At 71.3% G+C, this 21309-nt stretch carries 19 protein-coding genes; 7 read left to right on the top strand and 12 right to left on the bottom strand.

Annotated elements, in window-relative coordinates:
- Positions 1-113: 113 nt before the first annotated feature.
- From ACPT94_RS33685 to ACPT94_RS33655, 7 genes are all read right to left on the bottom strand, one after another.
- Positions 114-749, bottom strand: a complete 636-nt coding sequence (locus tag ACPT94_RS33685; RefSeq protein ID WP_425247577.1) for a LutC/YkgG family protein — start codon at positions 747-749, stop codon at positions 114-116.
- On the bottom strand, positions 746-2245 hold the full coding sequence (locus tag ACPT94_RS33680; protein ID WP_425247576.1) for a LutB/LldF family L-lactate oxidation iron-sulfur protein: 1500 nt from the start codon (positions 2243-2245) through the stop codon (positions 746-748). Before ACPT94_RS33680 ends, ACPT94_RS33685 begins: the two co-directional genes overlap by 4 nt.
- Positions 2242-2982 (bottom strand): (Fe-S)-binding protein, encoded by a 741-nt coding sequence (locus ACPT94_RS33675; protein WP_425247575.1) that lies wholly within the window; start codon positions 2980-2982, stop codon positions 2242-2244. The genes ACPT94_RS33680 and ACPT94_RS33675 overlap by 4 nt, the downstream gene beginning before the upstream one ends.
- Before the next feature lie 103 nt (positions 2983-3085).
- A complete protein-coding gene (locus ACPT94_RS33670) occupies positions 3086-4120 on the bottom strand; it encodes an aldo/keto reductase (protein ID WP_425247574.1) in 1035 nt (344 codons plus the stop codon).
- Positions 4117-4872, bottom strand: coding sequence for an SDR family NAD(P)-dependent oxidoreductase (locus ACPT94_RS33665; protein WP_360341693.1), 756 nt, complete (start codon positions 4870-4872; stop codon positions 4117-4119). The genes ACPT94_RS33670 and ACPT94_RS33665 overlap by 4 nt, the downstream gene beginning before the upstream one ends.
- Positions 4872-6209 (bottom strand): enolase C-terminal domain-like protein, encoded by a 1338-nt coding sequence (locus ACPT94_RS33660; RefSeq protein ID WP_360341548.1) that lies wholly within the window; start codon positions 6207-6209, stop codon positions 4872-4874. Before ACPT94_RS33660 ends, ACPT94_RS33665 begins: the two co-directional genes overlap by 1 nt.
- An 11-nt stretch (positions 6210-6220) precedes the next feature.
- A complete protein-coding gene (locus ACPT94_RS33655; protein ID WP_360341551.1) occupies positions 6221-7072 on the bottom strand; it encodes a fumarylacetoacetate hydrolase family protein in 852 nt (283 codons plus the stop codon).
- An 835-nt stretch (positions 7073-7907) separates the two neighbouring features.
- On the opposite strand from ACPT94_RS33655, the gene ACPT94_RS33650 reads away from it, so the two are divergent.
- From ACPT94_RS33650 to ACPT94_RS33635, 4 genes are all read left to right on the top strand, one after another.
- Positions 7908-8957 (top strand): sugar ABC transporter substrate-binding protein, encoded by a 1050-nt coding sequence (locus ACPT94_RS33650; RefSeq protein ID WP_360341554.1) that lies wholly within the window; start codon positions 7908-7910, stop codon positions 8955-8957.
- 105 nt (positions 8958-9062) lie between these two features.
- The gene (locus ACPT94_RS33645) at positions 9063-10667 is read left to right on the top strand and encodes a sugar ABC transporter ATP-binding protein (RefSeq protein WP_425247573.1); all 1605 of its coding nucleotides are present in this window, start codon (positions 9063-9065) and stop codon (positions 10665-10667) included.
- A gap of 2 nt (positions 10668-10669) precedes the next feature.
- The gene (locus ACPT94_RS33640; protein WP_360341560.1) at positions 10670-11713 is read left to right on the top strand and encodes an ABC transporter permease; all 1044 of its coding nucleotides are present in this window, start codon (positions 10670-10672) and stop codon (positions 11711-11713) included.
- Positions 11714-11798: 85 nt separating this feature from the next.
- On the top strand, positions 11799-12500 hold the full coding sequence (locus ACPT94_RS33635; RefSeq protein WP_360341563.1) for a FadR/GntR family transcriptional regulator: 702 nt from the start codon (positions 11799-11801) through the stop codon (positions 12498-12500).
- 225 nt (positions 12501-12725) lie between these two features.
- Here the strand turns inward: ACPT94_RS33635 and ACPT94_RS33630 are convergent, their stop codons facing one another.
- The 4 genes from ACPT94_RS33630 to ACPT94_RS33615 form a co-directional block, all read right to left on the bottom strand.
- Positions 12726-13088 (bottom strand): HGxxPAAW family protein, encoded by a 363-nt coding sequence (locus ACPT94_RS33630; protein ID WP_360341566.1) that lies wholly within the window; start codon positions 13086-13088, stop codon positions 12726-12728.
- A 90-nt stretch (positions 13089-13178) separates the two neighbouring features.
- Positions 13179-13583, bottom strand: coding sequence for a winged helix-turn-helix transcriptional regulator (locus tag ACPT94_RS33625; protein WP_360341569.1), 405 nt, complete (start codon positions 13581-13583; stop codon positions 13179-13181).
- A 90-nt stretch (positions 13584-13673) separates the two neighbouring features.
- A complete protein-coding gene (locus ACPT94_RS33620; RefSeq protein WP_360341572.1) occupies positions 13674-15254 on the bottom strand; it encodes an MFS transporter in 1581 nt (526 codons plus the stop codon).
- Positions 15255-15320: 66 nt separating this feature from the next.
- Positions 15321-16523: an Acg family FMN-binding oxidoreductase gene (locus ACPT94_RS33615; RefSeq protein ID WP_360341575.1), complete on the bottom strand. Its 1203-nt coding sequence runs from the start codon at positions 16521-16523 to the stop codon at positions 15321-15323.
- Positions 16524-16675: 152 nt separating this feature from the next.
- Between ACPT94_RS33615 and ACPT94_RS33610 the strand changes: the two genes are divergently transcribed.
- Both ACPT94_RS33610 and ACPT94_RS33605 read left to right on the top strand, forming a co-directional pair.
- Positions 16676-18913 carry a helix-turn-helix transcriptional regulator gene (locus ACPT94_RS33610; protein ID WP_360341578.1) on the top strand — a complete coding sequence of 746 codons (2238 nt, stop codon included), beginning with the start codon at positions 16676-16678 and terminating at the stop codon, positions 18911-18913.
- 68 nt (positions 18914-18981) lie between these two features.
- Positions 18982-19197, top strand: a complete 216-nt coding sequence (locus tag ACPT94_RS33605) for a hypothetical protein (protein ID WP_360341581.1) — start codon at positions 18982-18984, stop codon at positions 19195-19197.
- Between the two features lie 15 nt (positions 19198-19212).
- On the opposite strand, the gene ACPT94_RS33600 is transcribed toward ACPT94_RS33605, so the two are convergent.
- Positions 19213-20343, bottom strand: a complete 1131-nt coding sequence (locus ACPT94_RS33600; protein WP_360341584.1) for an FAD-dependent oxidoreductase — start codon at positions 20341-20343, stop codon at positions 19213-19215.
- A 125-nt stretch (positions 20344-20468) separates the two neighbouring features.
- Between ACPT94_RS33600 and ACPT94_RS33595 the strand changes: the two genes are divergently transcribed.
- Positions 20469-21182 carry a TetR/AcrR family transcriptional regulator gene (locus ACPT94_RS33595; protein WP_425247572.1) on the top strand — a complete coding sequence of 238 codons (714 nt, stop codon included), beginning with the start codon at positions 20469-20471 and terminating at the stop codon, positions 21180-21182.
- Positions 21183-21309: the final 127 nt, after the last annotated feature.

The following is a 21309-nucleotide window of genomic DNA, read 5'->3' as shown; positions in this document are numbered from 1 at the left end:
CTCAACTACCAGTAACTGCTGGCTATTTCCGACTGGAGCGCAGCACAGGCAGCGAGAAGATCCCTGCGTGGAGCCTCAAGACATAGGACCTATATGGCTCGCGCCGCACCGTGTCAGCCGTCCGCGATCACGACTATGTCCAGGATCCGCGGTCCGTGCACACCCTCGACCCGGTCGAGTTCGATGTCGCTGGTGGCCGACGGGCCCGAGATGAGTGTCAGTGGCCGGTACGGGTCGAGCAGACTCAGGGCCTCGGGCACGTCGGGTGCGATCTGGTCCGCCCGGACCACGCAGACGTGCTGGTCCGGCAGGAGGGTCAGCACCCTGCGGCCCTGGCCGGGGCCGTGGTCGAGGGTCACCGTGCCGGTGACGGCGATGGCGGTGGTGACGGTGGTGATCACGGCGTCCGCCGCGTCCAGTTGAGCGACCGTCAGGGGCGGTGTGTCCTCCAGCCGTGACCAGGGCCCTTCCGGCAGCAGTTCGTCGGGGAGGCCGGGTGGCACTACGACGGACCGCGCTCCCGTACGTGCCAGCGCGCGGCCGACCGCGTCCGCCGCGTCCGCTGCCGTGACCCGGACCACGGTGGCGCGGTATTCGGCGGCGCGCTCGGTGAACAGCCCGATGACGTCCGGCCCGGCGTGATCGGCGCGACGCCCCCGCGGGAGCGGAACCTCGTCGGGGCTCTCGGAGGCCGGCACACCGGCCAGCGCTCCCCTCACCGCGCCCAGCACGGTCTCGCGGCCGCTCATCGTCGTCCCTTCCCTTCCACCGGCGCACGGCCGTCGGCTCGCGCGGTCGTTCTCGTACGGCGCCACCAGGCACGCAGCGACTCGGGAGGTGGCGCGGGCGTGTCACGGGTGCCGGACCATCGGGCGAACGGCCCCGGCAGCGCGCCGATCCGGCCGTCGCGGGCCACCAGCCGGGCCCCGAGGGCGGCGAGCTTCTGGACCGCGGCCAGCCGTCCCGGGGAGGACAGAACGGCGCCCGCGGCTTTCATCGCCAGCGCCTCGGGAGTGGGCAGCAGCCGGTCCCGGCGTTTGGCCTCCACAGCTTCGGCGCGCAGGTGGACGAGCACCTCAGGGATGTCGATCTTCACGGGGCAGGCGTCGTAGCAGGCGCCGCACAGGGTGGAGGCGAAGGGCAGTGAGGCGGCGTTCTCGACGCCGACGAGCTGCGGGGTCAGGACGGCGCCGATCGGCCCGGGGTACACGGAGCCGTAGGCGTGGCCGCCGGTGCGCTCGTAGACCGGGCACACGTTCAGGCAGGCCGAGCAGCGGATGCAGGACAGCGCCTGCCGGCCCACCTCGTCGGCCAGGGTGGCGCTGCGGCCGTTGTCGAGCAGCACGAGGTGGAATTCCCGGGGGCCGTCGCCTTCGGTGACACCGGTCCACAGGGAGGTGTACGGGTTCATGCGCTCGCCGGTCGACGAGCGGGGCAGCAGTTGGAGGAAGACGTCCAGGTCGGCGAAGGACGGCAGGACCTTCTCGATGCCCATGACGGTGATCAGGGTGTCCGGCAGGGTCAGGCACATCCGCCCGTTGCCCTCCGACTCCACGACCGCGATCGTGCCGGTGTCGGCGACGGCGAAGTTGGCGCCGGAGACCGCCACCTTGGCCCGGAGGAACTTCTCCCTCAGATGGAGCCGGGCCGCTTCGGCGAGATCGCGCGGGTCGTCGGTGAGCGTGTCGGGGGCGGGCCTGCCCCACTCCCCCATCTCCCGGCGGAAGATCTCCCGGATCTCGGAACGGCCCCGGTGGATCGCCGGAACGAGGATGTGAGAGGGACGGTCGCCGCCCAACTGCACGATGAGTTCGGCGAGATCCGTCTCATAGGCGCGGATGCCGGCGTCGGCGAGCGCCTCGTTGAGTCCGATCTCCTGCGTGGCCATCGACTTGACCTTGACGACCTCGCGTTCGCCGGTCGCCCGCACCAGGCCGGTCACGATGCGGTTGGCCTCGGCGGCGTCCGCCGCCCAGTGGACCGTTCCGCCCGCGGCGGTCACCGCCTTCTCCAGCCGCAGGAGATGGTGATCGAGGTGGCGCAGGGTGTGGCGTTTGACGGCCGCGGCCCTTTCCCGCAGGTCCTCCCAGTCGGTGAGTTCGGCGGCGACCGCCAGCCGCTTGTCCCGGATGGTGCCGGTCGCCCGGCGCAGGTTCGCCCGGAGCCGGGTGTCGGCGAGGGCGCCGCGCGCGGCTTCGGGGAAGGCCGGGGTGCCCAGCCATACGACGTTGTCGGCGCCGCTCACCGTGCGTCCCCTTCCGTGGCGGCCAGGATCTCGGCCAGGTGCATCGTTCCGACGCCGGTGCGCAGGCGGGACAGGCCGCCGCCGATGTGCGTCAGACAGGAGTTGTCGCCCGCGCACAGGAACTCGGCGCCGGTGCTTTGGACGTGGCGCATCTTGTCGGCCAGCATGGCGTTGGACACGCCCGGGTTCTTCAGCGCGAAGGTGCCTCCGAAGCCGCAGCAGGAGTCGGCGTCGGGCAGCTCGACGAGGTCGATGCCCTTCACGGCACGCAGCAGCCTGAGCGGGCGGTCTCCGACCCGGAGCATGCGCAGGGAGTGGCAGGTCGGGTGGTAGGTGACGCGGTGCGGGAAGTACGCGCCGACGTCGGTGACGCCGAGCACGTCGACGAGGAGTTCCGACAGCTCGTACACCGTCGGCGCCACCTGCTCCACCGCCTCGGTGAGGGCGGTGTCCCCGTACTGGGCGGCCACCACCCGATGGTGGTCGCGCACCATGCCGGCGCAGGACCCGGAGGGGGCGACGACGGCGTCGTAGCCCGCGAAGACCTCCGCGAAGCGGCGCACCATGGGCAGGGTCTCCGGGCGGTAGCCGGTGTTGAAGTGCATCTGGCCGCAGCAGGTCTGGCCCTGTGGGAACTCCACGGTGTGGCCGAGGCGTTCCAGGAGCGCGGTCACCGCGTGGCCGGTGCGGGGGAACATGGTGTCGTTGAAGCAGGTGATGAACAGAGCTATGCGCATGGTGCTTCCCGAAGGCCCGGAAATCCGGTGACGGTCAGGCCGTAGGTCCGCATGGCGGTGCCGGTGAGGACCTCGTGGCGTTCTGCGGGTGGGAGTCGGCCGGTCACGTCGCGGGCGGCGGCGACCACTTCGACGACGGCACGGCCACGGGGACGGGCGTGTCCTCGGCCAGCAGCGCCTCGGCGCGCATCTCGTCCCAGAGCGCGTCCGGGACGGGGCGGCTCAGTTGCTCCACGGTGTCGCGTACCTCCTCGGGTGAGCGCGCGCCCGTCAGGACGCTCACGACGGCGGGATGACCGAACGGGAAGCGCAGTGCGGCGGCGCGCAGCGGCACACCGTGGCGTTCGGTGACCTTGAGCAGGCGCAGCGCCCGGTCGAGCACGGGCTGCGGCGCGGGCGCGTAGTCGTAGGTGGCGCCCGGTCTGGGGGCGGTGAGCAGTCCGGAGTTGAAGACGCCGCCGATGATCACGCTCCGGCCGCGGGCGGCGGCCTCCGGCAGCAGTTCGGCGAGCCCGTCCTGGTCCAGGAGGGTGTAGCGGCCGGCCAGCAGGACCACGTCGATGTCGGTCTCGCGAAGGAAGCGGGCGGGCAGCGCCGACCGGTTCATCCCCACGCCGATCGCACCGACCACGCCCTCGGCGCGCAGCCGCTCCAGCGCCGGGTAGGCCTCGCGCAGCGCCTGTTCGGCGTGGTCGTCCGGGTCGTGCAACAGGACGATGTCGACCCGGTCGAGGCCGAGTCGGTCCAGGCTGGCCTCCAGGGAGCGCAGCACTCCGTCGGCGCTGAAGTCCCAGACGCGGTGGTGGGTGGCGGGGACGGCGAAGCCGTTCGCGAGGTCGTCGCCGTGGTCGTCCCCGTTGCCCGGCTGGTTCGGTACGAGGAGGCGGCCGACCTTGGTGGAGACGGTGTAGGTGTCCCGGGGGCGACCGCGCAGGGCCGCGCCGAGCCGCCGCTCCGACAGGCCGAGCCCGTAGTGGGGTGCGGTGTCGAAGGTGCGGATGCCCGCGTCCCAGGCCGCGTCCACGGTGGCGTGGGCGGTCTCTTCGGTGACGGGCCGGTAGAGGTTGCCCATGGCCGCGCAGCCGAGCGCCAGTCGCGTGACCTCGACCGCGCCACCGCCCGTCGTCGTGGCCCTCACGGCTTGGCTTCCGGTCGCAGCCGGAGTCCCTGCATGCCGCCGTCCACCGCGAGCGAGGTGCCGGTGACGGACGCCGCGGCGGGACTCGCGAGGTAGACGATGGCGGCCGCCACCTCGTCGGCGGTGACCAGCCGGCCCATGGGCTGGCGGGCGTTCAGGGCGGCGCGCTCGGCCTCGGGGTCGTCGGCGGCGTCCAGCAGCCGGGCCACCCAGGGCGTGTCGGCGGTGCCGGGGTTGACGCAGTTGACGCGAATGCCTTCCCGAACGTGGTCGGCGGCCATCGCGAGGGTGAGGGACAGCACGGCGCCCTTGCTGGCGCAGTACAGGGCGCGCTGTGGAAGTCCGGCGGTGGCGCCGATGGAGCAGGTGTTGACGACGGACGCGTGCGCGGACCGGCGCAGATGGGGAAGAGCCGCACGGGTGGTGCGGACCATGCCGACGACGTTGACGTCCAGGACGCGGTGCCACTGCTCGTCCGAGTTGTCCTCGACGGTCCCCACGGCGCCGATGCCCGCGTTGTTGACGAGGATGTCGATGCCGCCGAGCCCATCGGCGGCGGCTTCCACGGCGGCGCGCACCGAGGCGTCGTCGCCGACGTCGGCCTTGACGGCGAGCAGCGGCTCGGGCACACCGGCCGGGTCGAGGTCGAGCACGGCGACTGCCGCGCCCCGCGCGGCCAGCGCCCGGGCGGCGGCCAGGCCGATACCGGACGCGCCGCCCGTGACCATGGCCTTGAGGCCGGAGAGATCCATCACGCCACAGCCTCCTGTCCGGCGCGGTCGGCGACCCAGAACGTCCCGTCCGGGTAGCGGTACTCGGCGATGGACTCCTCGCGCATGGTGGCGGAGAAGCCGGGGGCGAGCGGCGCGGTGTAGTGGCCGTCGCGCATCACCACGGGCTCGGTGAAGTGCTGGTGAAGGTGGTCGACGTACTCGATCACGCGGTTCTCGGTGGTGCCGGAGAGCGCCAGGTAGTCGAACATCGACAGGTGCTGCACCAGCTCGCACAGCCCCACTCCGCCGGCGTGCGGGCACACCGGCACCCCGAACTTCGCGGCGAGCAGCAGGATCGCGAGGTTCTCGTTGACTCCGCCGACCCGGGCCGCGTCGATCTGGAGGACGTCGAGGGCGCCGGCCTGCAGGAGCTGCTTGAAGACGATGCGGTTCTGCACGTGTTCGCCGGTGGCGACCTTCACCGGGCCCACCGCCCGGCGGACGGTCGCGTGCCCGAGGACGTCGTCGGGGCTGGTGGGCTCCTCGATCCAGTACGGGTCGAACGCGGCGAGGGCGTTGGTCCACTCGATCGCCTCGTCCACGTTCCACCGCTGGTTGGCGTCGATGGCGATGCGGATGCCGTCGCCGACGGCCGCCCGGGCGGCGCGCAGCCGCCGGATGTCGTCGCCGAGGTCGGCGCCGACCTTGAGCTTGATCTGGGTGAAGCCGTCGGCGACGGCCTGCTTGGCCAGCCGGGTCAGCTTCTCGTCGGAGTAGCCGAGCCAGCCGGGCGAGGTGGTGTAGCCGGGGTAGCCGCGCTCCAGCAGGATCGCCTCGCGCTCCGCGAGCCCGGTCCGGCCCTCCCGCAGCAGCTCCAGCGCGTCGCCGGGGGTGAGGGCGTCGGCGATGTAGCGGAAGTCGACCTGGGAGACCAGCCACTCGGGGTCGGCGTGGGCGAGCAGCTGCCACAGCGGCTTGCCCGCCCGCTTGGCCGCGAGGTCCCACACGGCGTTGACGACGGCGCCGATCGCCATGTGCATCACGCCCTTCTCGGGGCCGAGCCAGCGCAACTGGCTGTCCCCGATCAGGTCGCGACTGAGCGAGCCCGGATCGGCGCACAGCTCCGCCACGGAACGTCCCACCACGTGGGGCCGCAGTGCGTCGATCGCGGCGACCTGGACGTCGTTGCCGCGTCCGATGGTGAAGGTGAAGCCGTGGCCTTCGAGCCCGTCACCCGCGTCGGTGTGCAGCACCACGTAGGCGGCGGAGTAGTCGGGGTCCGGGTTCATCGCGTCCGAGCCGTCCAGCTCCCGTGAGGTCGGGAACCGGACGTCGTAGGTGCCGACCGAGGTGATCCGGGCGGAGGTTGCAGTCACGGGGGTGCCTTTCACGCTTGGCCGAAGGTCTGGCGCTGGCTGCCGAGCCCGTCCACGGACAGCTCGACGGTGTCACCGGCACGCAGGAAGGGGGTGCCGGGCAGGCCGAGGGCCACGCCCGCGGGCGTACCGGTGTTGATCACGTCGCCCGGCTCCAGCACCATGTACTGGCTCAGATACGCCACGATGTGGTCCACCGGGAAGATCATGTCGCTGGTGTGGCCGTCCTGCCGCTTCACGCCGTTGACGCTCAGGTGCAGTCCGAGGTTCTGCGGGTCGCCGGCCTCGTCGGCGGTGACCAGCCACGGACCGAGCGGGTTGAAGGTCTCGCAGGACTTGCCCAGATCCCACTGCGGCGAGTACTCGAGCTGGAACTCGCGTTCCGAGACGTCGTGGCTGACCGCGTACCCCGCGATCACGGCATTCGCGGCGGCCGGTCCGTCGAGGTAGCGCGCCCGGCGGCCGATGACGACCGCCAGTTCGACCTCCCAGTCCGTCTTCACCGAGCCGCGGGGGATCAGCACCTCGTCGTACGGACCCACCACCGTGCCCGGGTCCTTCATGAACACCACCGGACGCGGAGGAATCGCCGCTCCGGTCTCGGCGGCGTGGTCGCGGTAGTTCAGGCCGACGCAGACGACCTTGCCGGGACGCGCGACCGGTGCACCGATGCGCAGACCCTCCGCGTCCAGCTCGGGCAGGGCGCCCTGTGCGATCGCCGCGCGAGCCCGGTCGACACCGTCCGAGGCGAGGAAGGCGCCGTCGATGTCGGAGGCCACGGACGACAGGTCCAGCAGCCGGCCGTCATCGGTGCGGACGGCGGGCCGTTCTTCGCCGGGGGCGCCGACTCGTAGCAGTTTCACTGGATAGCTCCCTTGCCATGGGGGTTCGTCATGGGGAAGTCGGCCGCTGGGAGGCGGCGATGGCCTGCGCCTTCAGTCATCGGACGAGTCATCGGATGTATGGCGGCATCGTGACTGTAGACGCAGGAATCCCGACTGGCAATCCATACATCGGATGTCTCCGCGAAATCCAAGGGGCTACCCAGCCGCGAAGAGGTCTTGAGAGGAGTCCTGCCAGGCGCAATGGTGCGGCACACCGCTCGACCTCCGATGAATACCGAGGGCGCTCACTGCATGATCAGCCCGGTGAAATGGATCAGCGTGGTCCGCGTCCACCCCGCCGCCGGTCCGTGGCGAGAGGAGCGACACCCTCCCGAAGCGCCGGACGCGGTGGTACAAGGAGCACCGTTGTCGAATCGTGAGCTGCGCGGGCATGAGCGCCCGTCAACCCCGGAGCCGGCAAAACCGCAGGCCAGTCCCTGTCACATGGGAAGGTGCAGGTCGCGGCGAGGGCTCCGGAACCGCCCATGACGCAGTGTGCCGGAAATCCTCAGGAGCAGAGTCTTGTCAACGTCGGCAACGCCGTCGTAACGTCCTCGACGTCCGAGATACATCGGAGGAATAACCGGAACATTCCCGGCGTCCGCTTGTCACCTGTGCGATGCGGCCGCTTGCCTCCGTCGCCTCGGCCACCGGCTGACCCTCACTTTCCGTCCCCGTCCGGGCGCAGTCCGCATGCCCTGTGCCGGACCATCACCTGCCCGGCCGGCGGGCTCGCCCTCTCTCTGCAGGCGAGCGCGCCACCACCCACCGTCGCCCTGCGGACCCCCGTCCTGGCTAAGGAGAGAACACGGCCATGAAGCTCGCTCGCACCCGCTCCACCGCCGCGGCAGCCACCGCTGTCCTCGCGGTGCTGTCCCTCGCCACCGCGTGCAACCGCGACAGCTCGGCGTCGACCGCCGCCGGCGGCAGCAAGCCCGCCATCGGCATCGACCTGCCGCGTTCCGACTCCGACTTCTGGAACTCCTACGCCCAGTACCTGAAGAAGGACATCAAGTCCGACGGCGTCAACACCCTGCCGCTGAGCAACTCGCAGAACGACGTCACCAAGCTGGTCGCCAACGTACAGGTGTTCCAGAACACCGGGGCCAAGGCCGTCGTCATGGCGCCCCAGGACACCGGTGCCATCGCCTCGACCCTCGACACCCTGTCAGCGGCGAAGATCCCGGTGGTCAGCGTCGACACCCGTCCGGACAAGGGCGACGTCTACATGGTGGTCCGCGCCGACAACCGGGCGTACGGGACCAAGGCCTGCGAGTTCCTCGGCAAGCAGCTGAACGGCGAGGGCAAGGTCGCCGAGCTGCAGGGCGCCCTGGACTCCATCAACGGACGCGACCGCTCCGAGGCGTTCGCGGAGTGCATGAAGAGCAAGTTCCCGAAGATCAAGGTCTTCGAGCTGCCCACCGACTGGAAGGGCGACGTGGCCTCCGCCAAGCTCCAGTCGCTGCTCGCCCAGCACCCCGACCTCAACGGCATCTACATGCAAGCCGGCGGTGTCTTCCTCCAGCCCACCCTGGCACTGCTCCAGCAGAAGGGCCTGCTCAAGCCGGCCGGCCAGAAGGGCCACATCTCGATCATCTCCAACGACGGCATTCCGCAGGAGTTCGACGCCATCCGCAAGGGCCAGATCGACGCCACCGTCTCCCAGCCCGCCGACCTCTACGCCAAGTACGCGCTCTTCTACGCCCAGGCAGCGGTGGAGGGCAAGACCTTCAAGCCGGGCACGACGGACCACGACTCCACCATCGTCAAGATCCCCAACGGCCTGGAGGACCAGCTGCCCGCCCCACTGGTGACCAAGGACAACGTCGAGGACAAGTCCCTGTGGGGCAACAACGTCGGCTGATCACCGGCAGCCCACGCCCGCGGTGGGGAGGGACCGGCACTTGTCTCCCTCCCCACCGCGCCCTCCCTGCTCCCCAGCATCCGACGTCAAAGGACGGAATCCACCATGGCGGACACCGCGACCGCCCCGGCGACCGGCCCCACGCATCCGGCTCCGGTGGCCGAGGCGACCGGCATCAGCAAACGGTTCGGCGCGACCGTCGCCCTGCGCGACGCACGCATCAGCATCGCAGCGGGCGAGTCGCACGCCCTGGTCGGCCGCAACGGCGCCGGCAAGTCGACGCTCGTGTCCATCCTCACCGGTATCCAACAGCCCGACACCGGAACCCTGCGGTTCTCGGACGAGCCTGCGCCCGCCTTCGGCGACATCGACGCCTGGCGCTCCCGGGTCGCCTGCGTCTACCAGCGCTCCACCATCATCGGTGAGCTGACCGTCGCCGAGAACCTCTTCCTGAACCGGCAGAGCGCCGGCGCGGTACAGCCCATCCGCTGGAAGCAACTGCGGCTGCGCGCCGAGGAGTTGCTCGGCGAATACGGCGTGGCCGTCGACCCCGCCGCGCGGGCGAAGGACCTCACCGTCGAGCAGCGGCAGTTCGTGGAGATCGCCAGGGCCCTGTCCTTCGGCGCCCGCTTCATCATCCTCGACGAGCCGACCGCCAAGCTCGACGCCCGCGGCATCGGCCGCCTCTTCGACAAGCTCCGCGACCTCCAGGACCAGGGCGTCGCCTTCCTCTTCATCTCCCACCACCTGCAAGAGGTGTACGACCTCTGCGGCACGGTCACCGTCTACCGCGACGCCGCCCACATCCTCACCGCACCCGTGGCCGACCTCGGTCACCAGGCGCTCGTGGAAGCCATGACCGGCGAGTCCGCCGCCCCGAGCGCCGCGGCCACGAACGCGGCCCCGGCCGCACGGGCCGACTCTCCGGAGCTGCTGGCCATCGACGGCCTGACGCTGCCCGGCGCCTGCGACGACCTGTCCCTCTCGGTCCGCGCGGGCGAGGTGGTCGGACTCGCCGGTGCCGCGGCCAGCGGCAATGTGCGGGTGGGCGAGGCCGTCGCCGGTCTGCACCGCGCCGAGGCCGGCCGGATCTCGGTCGGCGGCAGGAGCGTACGCACCGGCAGCGTGCCGTCCGCTCTTACCGTCGGAGTCGGTCTGGTCCCCGAGGACCGCCACCTTCAGGGCCTGGTCAACAACCGCAGCGTGGCGGAGAACGCGACGCTCACCGTCACCGACCAGCTCGGCCCGTTCGGCACGGTGCTGCCCTCCCGGACCAGGGTCTTCGCCCAGCGCATGATCCGGGACCTCGACATCAAGACCCCGGGAGCCACCACCCCGGTCTCCGCCCTGTCCGGCGGCAACCAGCAGAAGGTCGTCGTCGCCCGCGCCCTCGCCACCGACCCCCACGTCCTGGTGGCCATCCGGCCCACCAACGGTGTGGACGTCAAGTCCAAGGAGTTCCTGCTCGGCAGGATCCGGCAGGTCGCCGACGCCGGCAAGGCCGCGCTGATCGTCTCCGACGAACTCGACGACCTCAAGGTGTGCGACCGGGTCGTCGTGATGTTCCACGGCCGGGTGGTCGCCGAGTTCGAGCGTGGCTGGAAGGACGAGGCCGTCGTAGCGGCCATCGAAGGGGTCGCCGCGATCGAGGGCGCCGCCGACTCCAGCACCGCATCCCCCCTGTCCGGCAATGACGAGCACGGAAGGTAGTCATGTCCGCCACCACAGATCTCACCGAGCCCACAGCGAGCGCGGTGGAGCCGGCCGCCGCGGACACCGCCCGCCGCCGGGTCGACCTCGGACGCTTCCGTGAACTGTCCCTGGTCCCCGCCATCCTCGTCCTGATGGTGATCGGGTTCATCGTCTCGCCGGCCTTCCTCACCGCCGACAACCTCATCGGCGTCGCCCAGCAGTCCACCGAGCTGAGCCTGCTGGTCCTCGCCACGACGTTCATCCTGATCTGCGGGCGGATGGACCTCTCCCTGGAGTCCACCATCGGGGTGGCTCCCGTCATCGCCGTCTGGCTGGTCCTGCCCACCAGCGGCGGCCGGTTCAACGGCCTCGGGCTCTTCCCCGAGTGGACGGCCGTCCCGCTGTGCCTGCTGGTCGGCGCGGTGATCGGCGCCGTCAACGGCTTCCTCATCCTCAAGCTGCGCCTGAACGGCTTCATCGTCACCCTCGGCGCCCTGACCATGCTGCGCGGCCTTCAGGTCGCCCTGTCCGAGGGCCAGTCCATCGTCGAGCTGCCGTCCTCCTTCACCTACCTGGGCAAGGCGTCCTGGCTGGGCGTGCCCGCCGCCATCTGGGTATGCGCGGTGCTCTTCGCGATCGGCGGCAGCGCGCTGGCCTGGCTGCGGCACGGCCGGGCGCTGTACGCGATCGGCGGCAACCCGGAGGCGGCCCGCACCGCCGGCATCCGCGTCGACCGGATCGTATGGATCGTCCTGATCATCGGCAGCCTGCTCGCCGCGTTCGCCGGCATCCTGTACAGCGGCCACTACGGCTCCATCTCCGCGACCCAGGGCAGCGGCTGGATCTTCCAGGTCTTCGCCGCGACCGTCATCGGCGGGGTCAGCCTCAACGGTGGCAAGGGCTCGGTGTTCGGCGCCCTCACGGGCGTACTCACCCTCCAGCTCGTCGTCAACGTCATGACGCTGGCCGGCGTACCGCCCTTGTGGAACCAGTTCCTCAACGGCCTGATCATCATCGTCGCCCTGGTCATCTCCCGCTTCGCCTCCGGCGAGAAGCAGGAGTGACCGTGCCCCTCGAACGGCTCCGCCCGTCTCGGCTCAGGCGGGCGGAGCTGAGGTCCCCCACACCCGGCACGGAAGAAGCACGCACGTGGCACTGACCGACGAGGCCATCGACAAGATCAAGGCGATGATCGTCGCCGGCGAACTCGCACCCGGCTCCCGCCTGCCCAAGGAGGAGATCCTCGCCGGGCAGCTCGGCCTGTCCCGCAGCTCGCTGCGCGAGGCCGTCCGGGCCCTGACCGCCATGCGGATCCTCATCACCCGCCAGGGCGACGGCACCTACGTCTCCAGCCTCGAGCCCCACCTCCTGCTCGAGTCGCTCTCCTTCGCCGCCGACGTCTCCCAGGGTCAGACCGCCCTGCAACTGCTCCAGGTCCGCAGGCTCCTCGAACCCCAGGCCACCGGACTGGCCGCCGCCCTGCTCAAGCCGGACGACCTGCGGGAACTGCGCCGCCTCCTCGACCAGTGCCGCTCCGCCGCCACCGTCGAGGAGTTCGTCGCCCACGACATCGCCTTCCACCTCAGGATCGCCGAAGCGGTCGGCAACCCGGTGCTGTCCATGCTGCTGTGCGTGCTCTCCACCCGTACCCAGCGCGTACGCATCATCCGCGGCAGCCGCACCCGCCACGCCCTCGACAACGCCCACGAGGACCACGAAGAGATCCTCCGCGCCCTCCGGTCACGCGACGCCCTGCTGGCCGTCTCCGCCGCGACCGTCCACATCACCGCCGTCGAACAGTGGCTGGCGACCAGCCTGAACGAGGACCCGCTACGAGCGATCGACGGCTGACCGCCGGGTGCGCCGTCCGCCCTGCCGTCCGACGCCAGGTCGAGGCCGACCTGCGCCAGGAAGCCGACACCGGCTGCCGGCCGACCTGGTGGAGGAGCCGTCGAGCAGTGAGGACCCGAGTGGCTTTCGCTGGGCCGGCAGGAGATCGACCGCCGCCGACAACCAGCACGGCCACCGCCGCGTCGTCATGCGCGAACAACTGACCTCAGTCCCAAGGGGACCTGCCTAGATTTCGGCGTCAACGGTTTCCGGTACCGGCCGACGACTCGCCACGACTGCGCTTGTTCGTCGGCGGCCGGCCATGCGGCAGCCGAGGCAGTCGGGGTGCCCGCCGCGCGCGCTCAGGTCACGCACACGCCAGTCCCATTGGTCAGCGGGACGAGGCCCGCTCGGCTTGCCCCATCCGGCCAGGTGGAGGACCCACGTGGCCCCCGCAGCCAGTACGACGGTGGCAGCCCCGACAGCGATCAGGACGGCCGAGTCGGCTGTCAGGCCGATGCCGGCGATCCCGCAGCCGACCACGGCGACGAAGGTGCCGGTCCACCCTGCCACTGTGTGGCCGAGGTCCACGTCTCCATGCGCGCTCATCAATTCTCCCAAGTCTCGGCAGGGGTGGTCGAGTTACGGTGCGGAGTGCGGGACGTTCCTTGCAGCAGCGGCCTCGCCGTCTCCCCGCCTTCACGTCCCTTCATGAACTCGCCCCTCTCGACGAGGTCTTTCAGGGGCGTTCGCGGGGAGATGTTCCTCCGCCCATACGGTCAGGGCGACCAGGGGAATGATGAGGGCCTTGCCGCGGGAGGCGAGCGTGTAGCGGGCACGCGTTGGCGTGTCCGGCTGGACGGTTCGGGCCACGAGGCCGAGGGCGGTCAGTTCCCGCAGGCGCCGGGTGAGCACGCCGTCGCTGATGCCGGGGACGCGCTCGCGAACCAGGGGGAGGTCGGCGGGGCCCTTGGCGAGGGCCGCGATGATCAGCCCGGTGCCGTGTGTGCCCAGCAGGGCGCAGGCCCGGCTGAGGGCCGCAAGGGCTTCCGGCAGTCGCAAAGGGTCGGGCTGACGCGCCGACTGAGGGTGCAGCGGAGTCATGGTCGGTTCCTTCTCGGTGCGGCGCGAGGTCTCGCGGTGCGGTCCCTCGCGCCGTAGTCGTGGTGGCTGTGTCGGGCGGTCGGCTCGTCGCTACGTCGTCGCCTTCGCCGTGTCGCGGTCCGTGCCGTCGGTCTGCGTCTCCACGGCGACCGTGCCCGGCTTGCCGGTCCGGCGCAGCAGGAGGGTGACGACGACGGCGGCCAGGACGGTGGTTCCGGCGCCGCTGAGGAGTGCGAGGCGCATTCCGGAGGCGAAGGCGTCGCGGGCTTGTTCGATCAGTGCCGGGTTGGCGGTGGCGCGGCCCACGTGGTTGGCGGCGGCAAGGGAGGAGCGTGCCGCGTGGGCGACCGGGGCGGGGAGCCCGCCGGTGTCGAGGGAGTCACGGTACCGGGCGCTCATGAGGCTGCCGAGGACGGCGATGCCCAGGGCGCCGCCGAGTTCGCGTGACAGGTCGTTCACGGCGGATCCCACGTTCTGCAGACGGGGCGGCAGGGCGTCGGTGATCGCCGCGGTGGCCGGCGTCGTGGCCAGGCCCATGCCGGCGCCGAGCGGCAGCAGCCCGCCGAGGACCAGCCAGTACGAACTGCCGGCGTCGAGCTGGGCCAGCACGACCAGGCCGGTGGTGACCAGGAGGAGGCCGGCGGTCCAGGGGCCGCGGGCGCCTCGCCGGGCGACCAGGCGCGGGCTGAGGCGGGCACTGGGGATCATCGCCGCGGACATCGGCAGCACGCTCACCGCGGCCATCAGGGCGCTGTCACCGCGCACCAGCTGGAGGTACTGCATGGTGACGAAGATGAACCCGAAGAACGCGAAGAACTGCAGTGTGGTCGAGATCGATCCGGCTGCGAACGCCTTGTGGCGGAAGAGCCGCGGGTCGAGCAGGGGGTGCGGGTGCCTCAGCTCCCAGACGACGAAGGCGACCAGGACAGCGAGCCCGAGGGCTGTGCCTGCCAGGGTGCGCGTGCTGCCCCAACCGTGCTCGGGAGCCTCGATGACCGAGTAGACCAGCGCCCCCAGCCCCGCCACCGTGAGCGCCGCTCCGGTCACGTCCACTCGCTGCCTGCCCGGCTGCGCGGACTCCGGCACGAAGACGTAGGTGCCGATGAACGCCACCCCCGCCATCACGGTGTTCAGCCAGAACACCGATCGCCACGACCACACCTCGAGCAGGGCTCCGGAGGCGAACAGCCCCAGCGCGGCGCTGGCGCCCGCGACCGCTGCCCAGATGCTGATGGCACGCGCCTGCTGGGTGCGGGGAAACGTGCTGGTGATCGTGGACAGCGTGGCGGGCATGACGAATGCGGCTGCCACGCCGAGCACCGCACGAAGGGCGATCAGGACGCCCGGCTCGGTCGTGAAGGTCGCGGCGAGCGACACTCCCGCGAACAGTCCGACGCCGCCGAGCAATGCCCTGCGACGGCCGAAGCGGTCGCCGAGAGTCGCGGCGAACAGCAGGAACGAAGCGAAGATCAGGCTGTAGGAGTCGATGATCCACGACAACTGGGTCTGGTTGGCGTGCGTCTCCTGGGCGATGTCGGGCAGTGCCACGCTCAGTGACGCCATCGCCGACACGACGGTCGCCAGGGCCAGGCAGGTCACGGCCAGAACGGCACCGGGGCGCAAGGCGCGCACCGGTCCGGCGGCCGGGTCCGAAACGGGGGAGCCGGGCATGGGGGAATCTCCTTTGAACGAAACTGGTGGACGGGCGGTGCGCTTGGGCCCACTGCCCGGGAGTGGTCAGCTGGTCACGACGTCTGTGAGGCTGCGGCGCGGGCTGAGGCCCGGTGTGCGCTCGGGGTGGCCGATGCGGAAGGACAGCAGGCCGGTCGAGGCGGGGCGGCCGAGCAGAGCGGCCCAACGTGCGGAGAAGACATCGGGGTTGCCGGCCGCGTGGTCGCGGTCGATGCGTTCGGTGATCTGGTTCATGTGGTGCAGGCCGAGGCCGAGGGCGGTCGCCGTGAGGTGCGTTCGGGCCAGCAGCCGTCCGCCGTTGACCTGCGCGGTGCGGTCGGTGACGTCGTCGACGGTGATGACGCCGTACGCGGCGGCGGTCGCGGTGTGCACCTCACGGGTGGCCTTGACCCAGTAGGCGTCGCCGTCCTTGCGGGACTGCGCCGGCAGGAGTTTCGCGGCGAACAGGGTCAGCCCGCTGAGTCCCTGACCGTCGAGGGTGAGCCCGTCGCGGTGCTTGACGATGCTGCTGCGCGCGCTGCGGAACCAGGTGAAGGCTTCGGTCGACTGCGCGGTGTCCGCGGTGATCGCCTCGGTGGCCTCGACATAGAGCCGGCCCAACTGCTCACGCGCCGTCTTGTCGTCGATCCAGAGCACGCTCGCTCCGTCGATGCGGGAGCTCTGCTCGGTGAAGCCGCCGAGGTCGACGGGCGTGGACGTGTACGGGCCACGATTGGTGTGCCGGTGCGGGATCGCGGCGGCCAGGTCACCGTCCTGCCCGGTGCCGCCGTCCCCCAGCACGACCCGCGCGACGTGGTCAGAGGCGGTGCCGTCCGGAAACAGGGTCACTTTCGCGGTGAAGCCGGCCGGTCCGGCGGCGATCACCATGTTCTCCACGGCGCAGCCGAGCCCGGCGAAGTGTTCGCGGCCACTGGCGTCGTTGAGCGGCATCCGCCGGCTGGGGTCGGAGTGGACGTCGATGGCATCGCCGTCGACGGCGATGCGCCAGGGCTGGGTGTTGTGCGGGTTGCACGCGAGGACGCCGGCGGCGACCACCCGCTCGATACCGGACATCGAGGTCCAGTCGTGCCAGAGGTCGTACGGATCGCCGGATCCCGCGCTGAAGACGCCGTTGGTGATCGCCCGGACTCCGCCGACACCCACGCCGACGGTGACTATCGAGCCGAAACCGAGGCCGGCCAGCTTCAGCGCGTCCCTGCGGGTCACGGCCACCTCTGGGGGTTCGTCTGTGACAGCGTTCGTGGCCATTGCGTCTCTCCTGTCGCGCGGCCCGGGTTGTGGCAGGACGATCGCGTCGGACAGGGTGCTCGCGCACCACCCCGCCGCGAGGTGCACCCGGGGTGGTGGAGCTGGCAGAATCGGCGCCGGGTTGCGGTGCCGGGCCGCAGGTCGGGAGCGTCGTGACGTCGGACATACGCACGCGGCCACTGCTGGCCGTGAAGCAGGTGATCCCACCGGCCCGGGCCGGCGCGGTCCCGCGTGAACGCCTGCGGCGGCAGTTGCGTCTGGCCGAGACCCGGCTGACCGTGGTGGTGGCGCCCGCCGGTTGGGGCAAGACGAGTCTGCTCAGCGGTTGGGCGGCGGACCCCGACGAGAAGCGCCGCATCGCGTGGGTCTCGCTCGACGAGAGCGACGACGAACCCGTCCGGTTCTGGAGTTACGTGCTCACCGCGCTGCACAACGCCGGTGACGCGATCAGCACGGGCCCGCTGCAGGCGTTGGACGCGGCCGACGTCTCCCCGGTCGACCTCGCCCTGCCGATGCTGCTGAACGAGCTGGCCGCGTCGGAGGTGCCGCACGTGTTGGTCCTCGACGACTACCACCTGCTCGCCGACCGGCGGATCCACGAGGCGGTCGAGTACCTCGTGACGTACCTGCCCGCCTCGTTGCGTGTGGTGATCGCCGCGCGTACGGACCCGCCGCTGCCGATCGCGCGGCTACGGGCCCGTGGCGACCTGACGGAGCTGCGGGCGGCGCAACTGCGGTTCTCGCCGGACGAGGCGGCGGCCCTGGTGTCGGCGGTGTCGGGGCACGAACTCGACGAGGCGGCGGCAGCAGCCGTGTGGGATCGGACGGAGGGGTGGGCGGCAGGCCTGCAGCTGGCCGCCCTCGCGCTGCGGGAGAACCCGGCGAAGGCCCACGCCGACGACCGGCATCTGCTGGACTACTTCGCGGCCGAGGTGCTGCCCGGCCTCGCGCCGAGCCATCGCGACCTGCTCATCAGGGCTGCGCCGCTCGAACGGCTCTCCGGGCCGCTGTGTGACGCCGCACTGCAGGTGAAGGGGTCGGCCCAGGTACTGGCCGAGCTGGTCAGGGCGGACCTGTTCGTGGCCGCCCTGGACGACGAACGGCAGTGGTACCGGTGCCATCACCTGCTCCGGGAGGTCCTGGGACGCGAGGCCACGGCGGACCCGCGGGAGGTCCTCGGCCATGCCGCGGCGTGGTTCGCCGACGAGGACCGCATCGACGAAGCGGTGCACCACCTGCTGCGGGCCGGCCGCGACGACGACGCCGCCGAGCTGATGCTGCGCAACGGGGAGACCTGGTTCTTCCCACGGGGGGCTGCGGCGACCTACCTGCAGTTCGGTGAGCGGCTGCCCCGCCGGGCGGTGAGCCCGGCGCTGGCGTTCTCGCTGGCCTACACGGCGGCGCTCTGCGGCGATCAGGACCGTGTGAACCGCTGGCTGGACGTCTGCGAGGCGGGTGGCGCCCCCGACACCGCCGTCCCCGGCTGGCACAGCTTCCGCAGCGCCGTGCTCTGCGTGCGTGCGGGCTTCGGCATGTCGGACGCGCAGGCCGCGCGGTCCGTCGCCATGGTGCAGCAGGCGCTGGACGAGGAAACCGAGGCAGGCACCACCGGGCATCCGACCGTACGGGCGGCGCTGGGGGCCATGCTGGCTCGCGACGGCCGCTTCGACGAGGCCGCCACGCTGCTGCTCCACCTGTGGTCGTCACCGGCCCACCGCAAGGCGTGGCCGCCGTCGCTGATGCTTCAGGGGGCCGGCACGCTGACGATCAGCCTCCTCGAAGCCGGCCGCGGCGAGGACTGCGACCGGGTCCTGCGCGAGGCCGGTCCGCTCGCCGACGCCGTCGAGCGGGACGGGCGGGAGACGAGTACGCCGGGGCTGGCCCCCCTGCGCATCGCCCAGGCCAGGCGCAGATACCAGAACGCCGACATGGAGGCGGCCGCCGTCCTGCTGCGCCGCGCCGTCACCCTCGCCGAACTGCACCCGCGGCCGACCGTGCTCTTCCTCGGCCTGCTGTACCTCGCCGACGCCGAACTCGCCTGCGGCGACCGGCCCGCCGCCCGCGCCGCACTGGCGCGAGCCCGCGAGGTGGTGGACGAGGAGCCGGTGAGCGCCTACGCGAAGCGGCGGCTCGAGGAGAGCGAGGCGCGGCTGGGCCGGGCCGGCGCCCGCACCGCCGTACGCTCGGGTGCTCTCGCGGAGGAACTGACCGACCGCGAGTTGTCGATCCTGCGGGCGCTGCAGGGGTCGGCGACCCAGCGGGAGATCGGCGCGGCGCTGTTCCTGTCGATCAACACGGTCAAGGCGTACAACAAGAGCCTCTACCGCAAGCTCGGCGTCGCCTCCCGGCAGGACGCCGTCATGGCGGCACGCGAACTCGGCCTGATCTGAGGCCACCCCGGGTGCCTCTCCCGGGCGGGTGGTGCGCGGACACCCGGGCCAAGGGTTCTCTGCACGGCATGGCCCACAACCGTTACGAGCTGACGCTGCGCGGACCGGTCTCCCGCACCCTGCTGGACGTGATCCGGACCAGGTTCGACCATGTGTCGACGCCCGGCGCGGACGGCACCGTGCTGATCGTCGAGAACATCGACCAGGCATCGGTACGCGCCCTGCTGACCCTGCTCTGGGACACGGGCCACGAGGTGCTGGCCTTCGAGGAGTTGACGGCCTGAGACCTCCCCCGCTCTCTACCGGTAGTTGAGCTCGGCGAGTTCGGTGGCGAGCTTCTTGGGCATGCCCGTGTGGCCGAGCAGGGGAAGCGCGATGTTGCGTGCCCCGCGAGCCATCGCGTTGCGCGCGGTGGCCACGCGGGTCATCCGGTGGGTGAAGGCGACCACTCGCTGGGCCACGGGGCGGCGTTGCGCCTCGTAGCCGTCGAGCTGCCCGGACGCGAACGCCCGGCCGAGGGCGTAGCCGTCCTGGATGCCGGTGTTCATGCCCTGACCGCCGGCGGGGCTGTGCACATGGGCGGCGTCGCCGGCCAGCAGCAGACGGCCGGCGCGGTAGCGGTCGGCGACCCGGTGGTGCACGCGGAACCGTGACGACCACGCCAGGCCGGTGACCTCGGCCTGGCCGGGGGCGCGCTCGTCGAGCAACTGCTGGACGAAGGCGAGATCCGGTGTGGCGGGCGCGTCGTCCACGGTGGCGACGACCCGGTAGTGACCTCCGGGGAGCGGGGCGACGACGGTGAGTCCCGCGGTGCCGAAGGTGAGCGAGACCTCACTGGGGCCCGGGGCCCAGTCCATCACGACGTCGGCGAGCACGAAGGACTCGGCGTAGGCGTTGCCGGTGAACCCGATGCCCGCGGCTTCGCGCACGGTGCTGTGCATGCCGTCGGCGCCGACGGCGTACGCGGCGCGCAGCGTCTCACCGGTGGTCATGGTGAGCGTCACGCCCTCCTCGTCCTCGACGACGGAGGCGACCTCGTAGGGGCGGTGCACATCGCCGCCGAGGGCGCGCAGCCGTGCCAGCAGCACGCTCTCGGTCTCGTACTGAGGAACCATCAGCGTGTACGGGTGGGGCGTGGGCAGCTGGTCGAACGGCACGGTCAGCAGTCGGCGGGCGCCGTCGCGGACGGCGAAGCGGGTGACCTGAACGCCTCGCGCGATCAGCTCCTCGGAGGCTCCGAGCTCGTCCAGGACCTCCAGGGTGCGGGCGTGTACGACGGCTGCACGCGAGGTGTTCGCGCCCTCGGCCAGCCGGTCCAGGACGACGAAGTCGATGCCGGCGGAAGCGAGTGTGACGGCGAGCGCCAGCCCGGTCGGGCCGCTGCCGACGATGGCGACATCGGTACGGCCGGGGAGTGCGGTGGTGTTCATGTCGGGGTTTCCCTTCCAGGAGCCAGGTCGACGATCAGACGTCAACAACTGTTGGCCAACGTCTGTTGACATCATGCTCGGCTTCCCGCTGGAAAGTCAACATACGTTGGCCTACAGTCGTTGGCATGACGCCGGAAACCGAGATCACCAGCACCGACAGGCGTTCGGATCGCACCAAGGCCGCGATCCTGCGCGCCGCACGCGAGCGATTCGCAGCCCAGGGCTACGAGCGCACCACCATCCGAGCCGTGGCCTCGGACGCCGGCATCGACCCGTCGATGGTCATGCGCTACTTCGGCAACAAGGCACAGCTCTTCGACGCGACACTCGCCATCGACCTGCGACTGCCGGACCTCACGGGCGTTCCCGCGGGCGAGCTCGCCCAGGCCCTGGTGCGGCACTTCCTCGAACGCTGGGAGGGCGACCCGGCCGACGACGCACTGCTGGTCCTGATGCGTTCGGCGGTCACCAACGAACAGGCCGCAACGCGGATGCACGAGATCTTCGCGGCGCAGGTCGCCCCGACCCTGGCCGCCGCCCTGGGCCCGGAACTCGCCGCACGCCGGGCCGGCCTGGTCTCCGCGCAGCTCCTCGGCCTCGGACTCACCCGCTGCCTGCTGCGCCTCCCGGCAGTGACCGCCCTGACGCCGGACGAGATCGAAGGCGGCCTCGCCCTGGCCATCCAGGCCGTCCTCGACCAGAACCAGGGCGAGACCGGTGCTGGAGACCTTCGAGGATCCGAGCGTGCGATGCCCGGTCCGAGTGATGACCACGGTCACCTGGTGGCGACAGCGTGCAGGGACGCTGCTGCCCGCGGACAGTGCTGCCGGTGCCGGTGACAGCCTGGCTGCCGACGCGGCCACCACGGCGGTGGCTGCCACTCCGGCCGCGCGGAGAACCGCGGCCGATCGGATGAACGGCGCCGAGGGGACGGACCGTACCGCTCATGCGCGCACGGGCGTTGCC

This window comes from Streptomyces aurantiaciflavus (genome assembly GCF_049808595.1).
Taxonomy (GTDB): Bacteria; Actinomycetota; Actinomycetes; order Streptomycetales; family Streptomycetaceae; genus Streptomyces.
Note: the sequence above shows the minus strand (reverse complement) of the source record. Positions and strands in the feature narration are given on the sequence as shown.

What these genes read in the sequence shown, in the direction of transcription:
- ACPT94_RS33605 (WP_360341581.1), top strand. Translation starts at nt 18,982, where the DNA reads ATGGCCCACAACCGTTACGAGCTGACGCTGCGCGGACCGGTCTCCCGC.
- ACPT94_RS33645 (WP_425247573.1), top strand. Translation starts at nt 9,063, where the DNA reads ATGGCGGACACCGCGACCGCCCCGGCGACCGGCCCCACGCATCCGGCT.
- ACPT94_RS33625 (WP_360341569.1), bottom strand. Translation starts at nt 13,583, where the DNA reads ATGACTCCGCTGCACCCTCAGTCGGCGCGTCAGCCCGACCCTTTGCGA.
- ACPT94_RS33630 (WP_360341566.1), bottom strand. Translation starts at nt 13,088, where the DNA reads ATGAGCGCGCATGGAGACGTGGACCTCGGCCACACAGTGGCAGGGTGG.
- ACPT94_RS33650 (WP_360341554.1), top strand. Translation starts at nt 7,908, where the DNA reads ATGAAGCTCGCTCGCACCCGCTCCACCGCCGCGGCAGCCACCGCTGTC.
- ACPT94_RS33640 (WP_360341560.1), top strand. Translation starts at nt 10,670, where the DNA reads ATGTCCGCCACCACAGATCTCACCGAGCCCACAGCGAGCGCGGTGGAG.
- ACPT94_RS33620 (WP_360341572.1), bottom strand. Translation starts at nt 15,254, where the DNA reads ATGCCCGGCTCCCCCGTTTCGGACCCGGCCGCCGGACCGGTGCGCGCC.
- ACPT94_RS33665 (WP_360341693.1), bottom strand. Translation starts at nt 4,872, where the DNA reads ATGGATCTCTCCGGCCTCAAGGCCATGGTCACGGGCGGCGCGTCCGGT.
- ACPT94_RS33675 (WP_425247575.1), bottom strand. Translation starts at nt 2,982, where the DNA reads ATGCGCATAGCTCTGTTCATCACCTGCTTCAACGACACCATGTTCCCC.
- ACPT94_RS33615 (WP_360341575.1), bottom strand. Translation starts at nt 16,523, where the DNA reads ATGGCCACGAACGCTGTCACAGACGAACCCCCAGAGGTGGCCGTGACC.
- ACPT94_RS33685 (WP_425247577.1), bottom strand. Translation starts at nt 749, where the DNA reads ATGAGCGGCCGCGAGACCGTGCTGGGCGCGGTGAGGGGAGCGCTGGCC.
- ACPT94_RS33600 (WP_360341584.1), bottom strand. Translation starts at nt 20,343, where the DNA reads ATGAACACCACCGCACTCCCCGGCCGTACCGATGTCGCCATCGTCGGC.
- ACPT94_RS33595 (WP_425247572.1), top strand. Translation starts at nt 20,469, where the DNA reads ATGACGCCGGAAACCGAGATCACCAGCACCGACAGGCGTTCGGATCGC.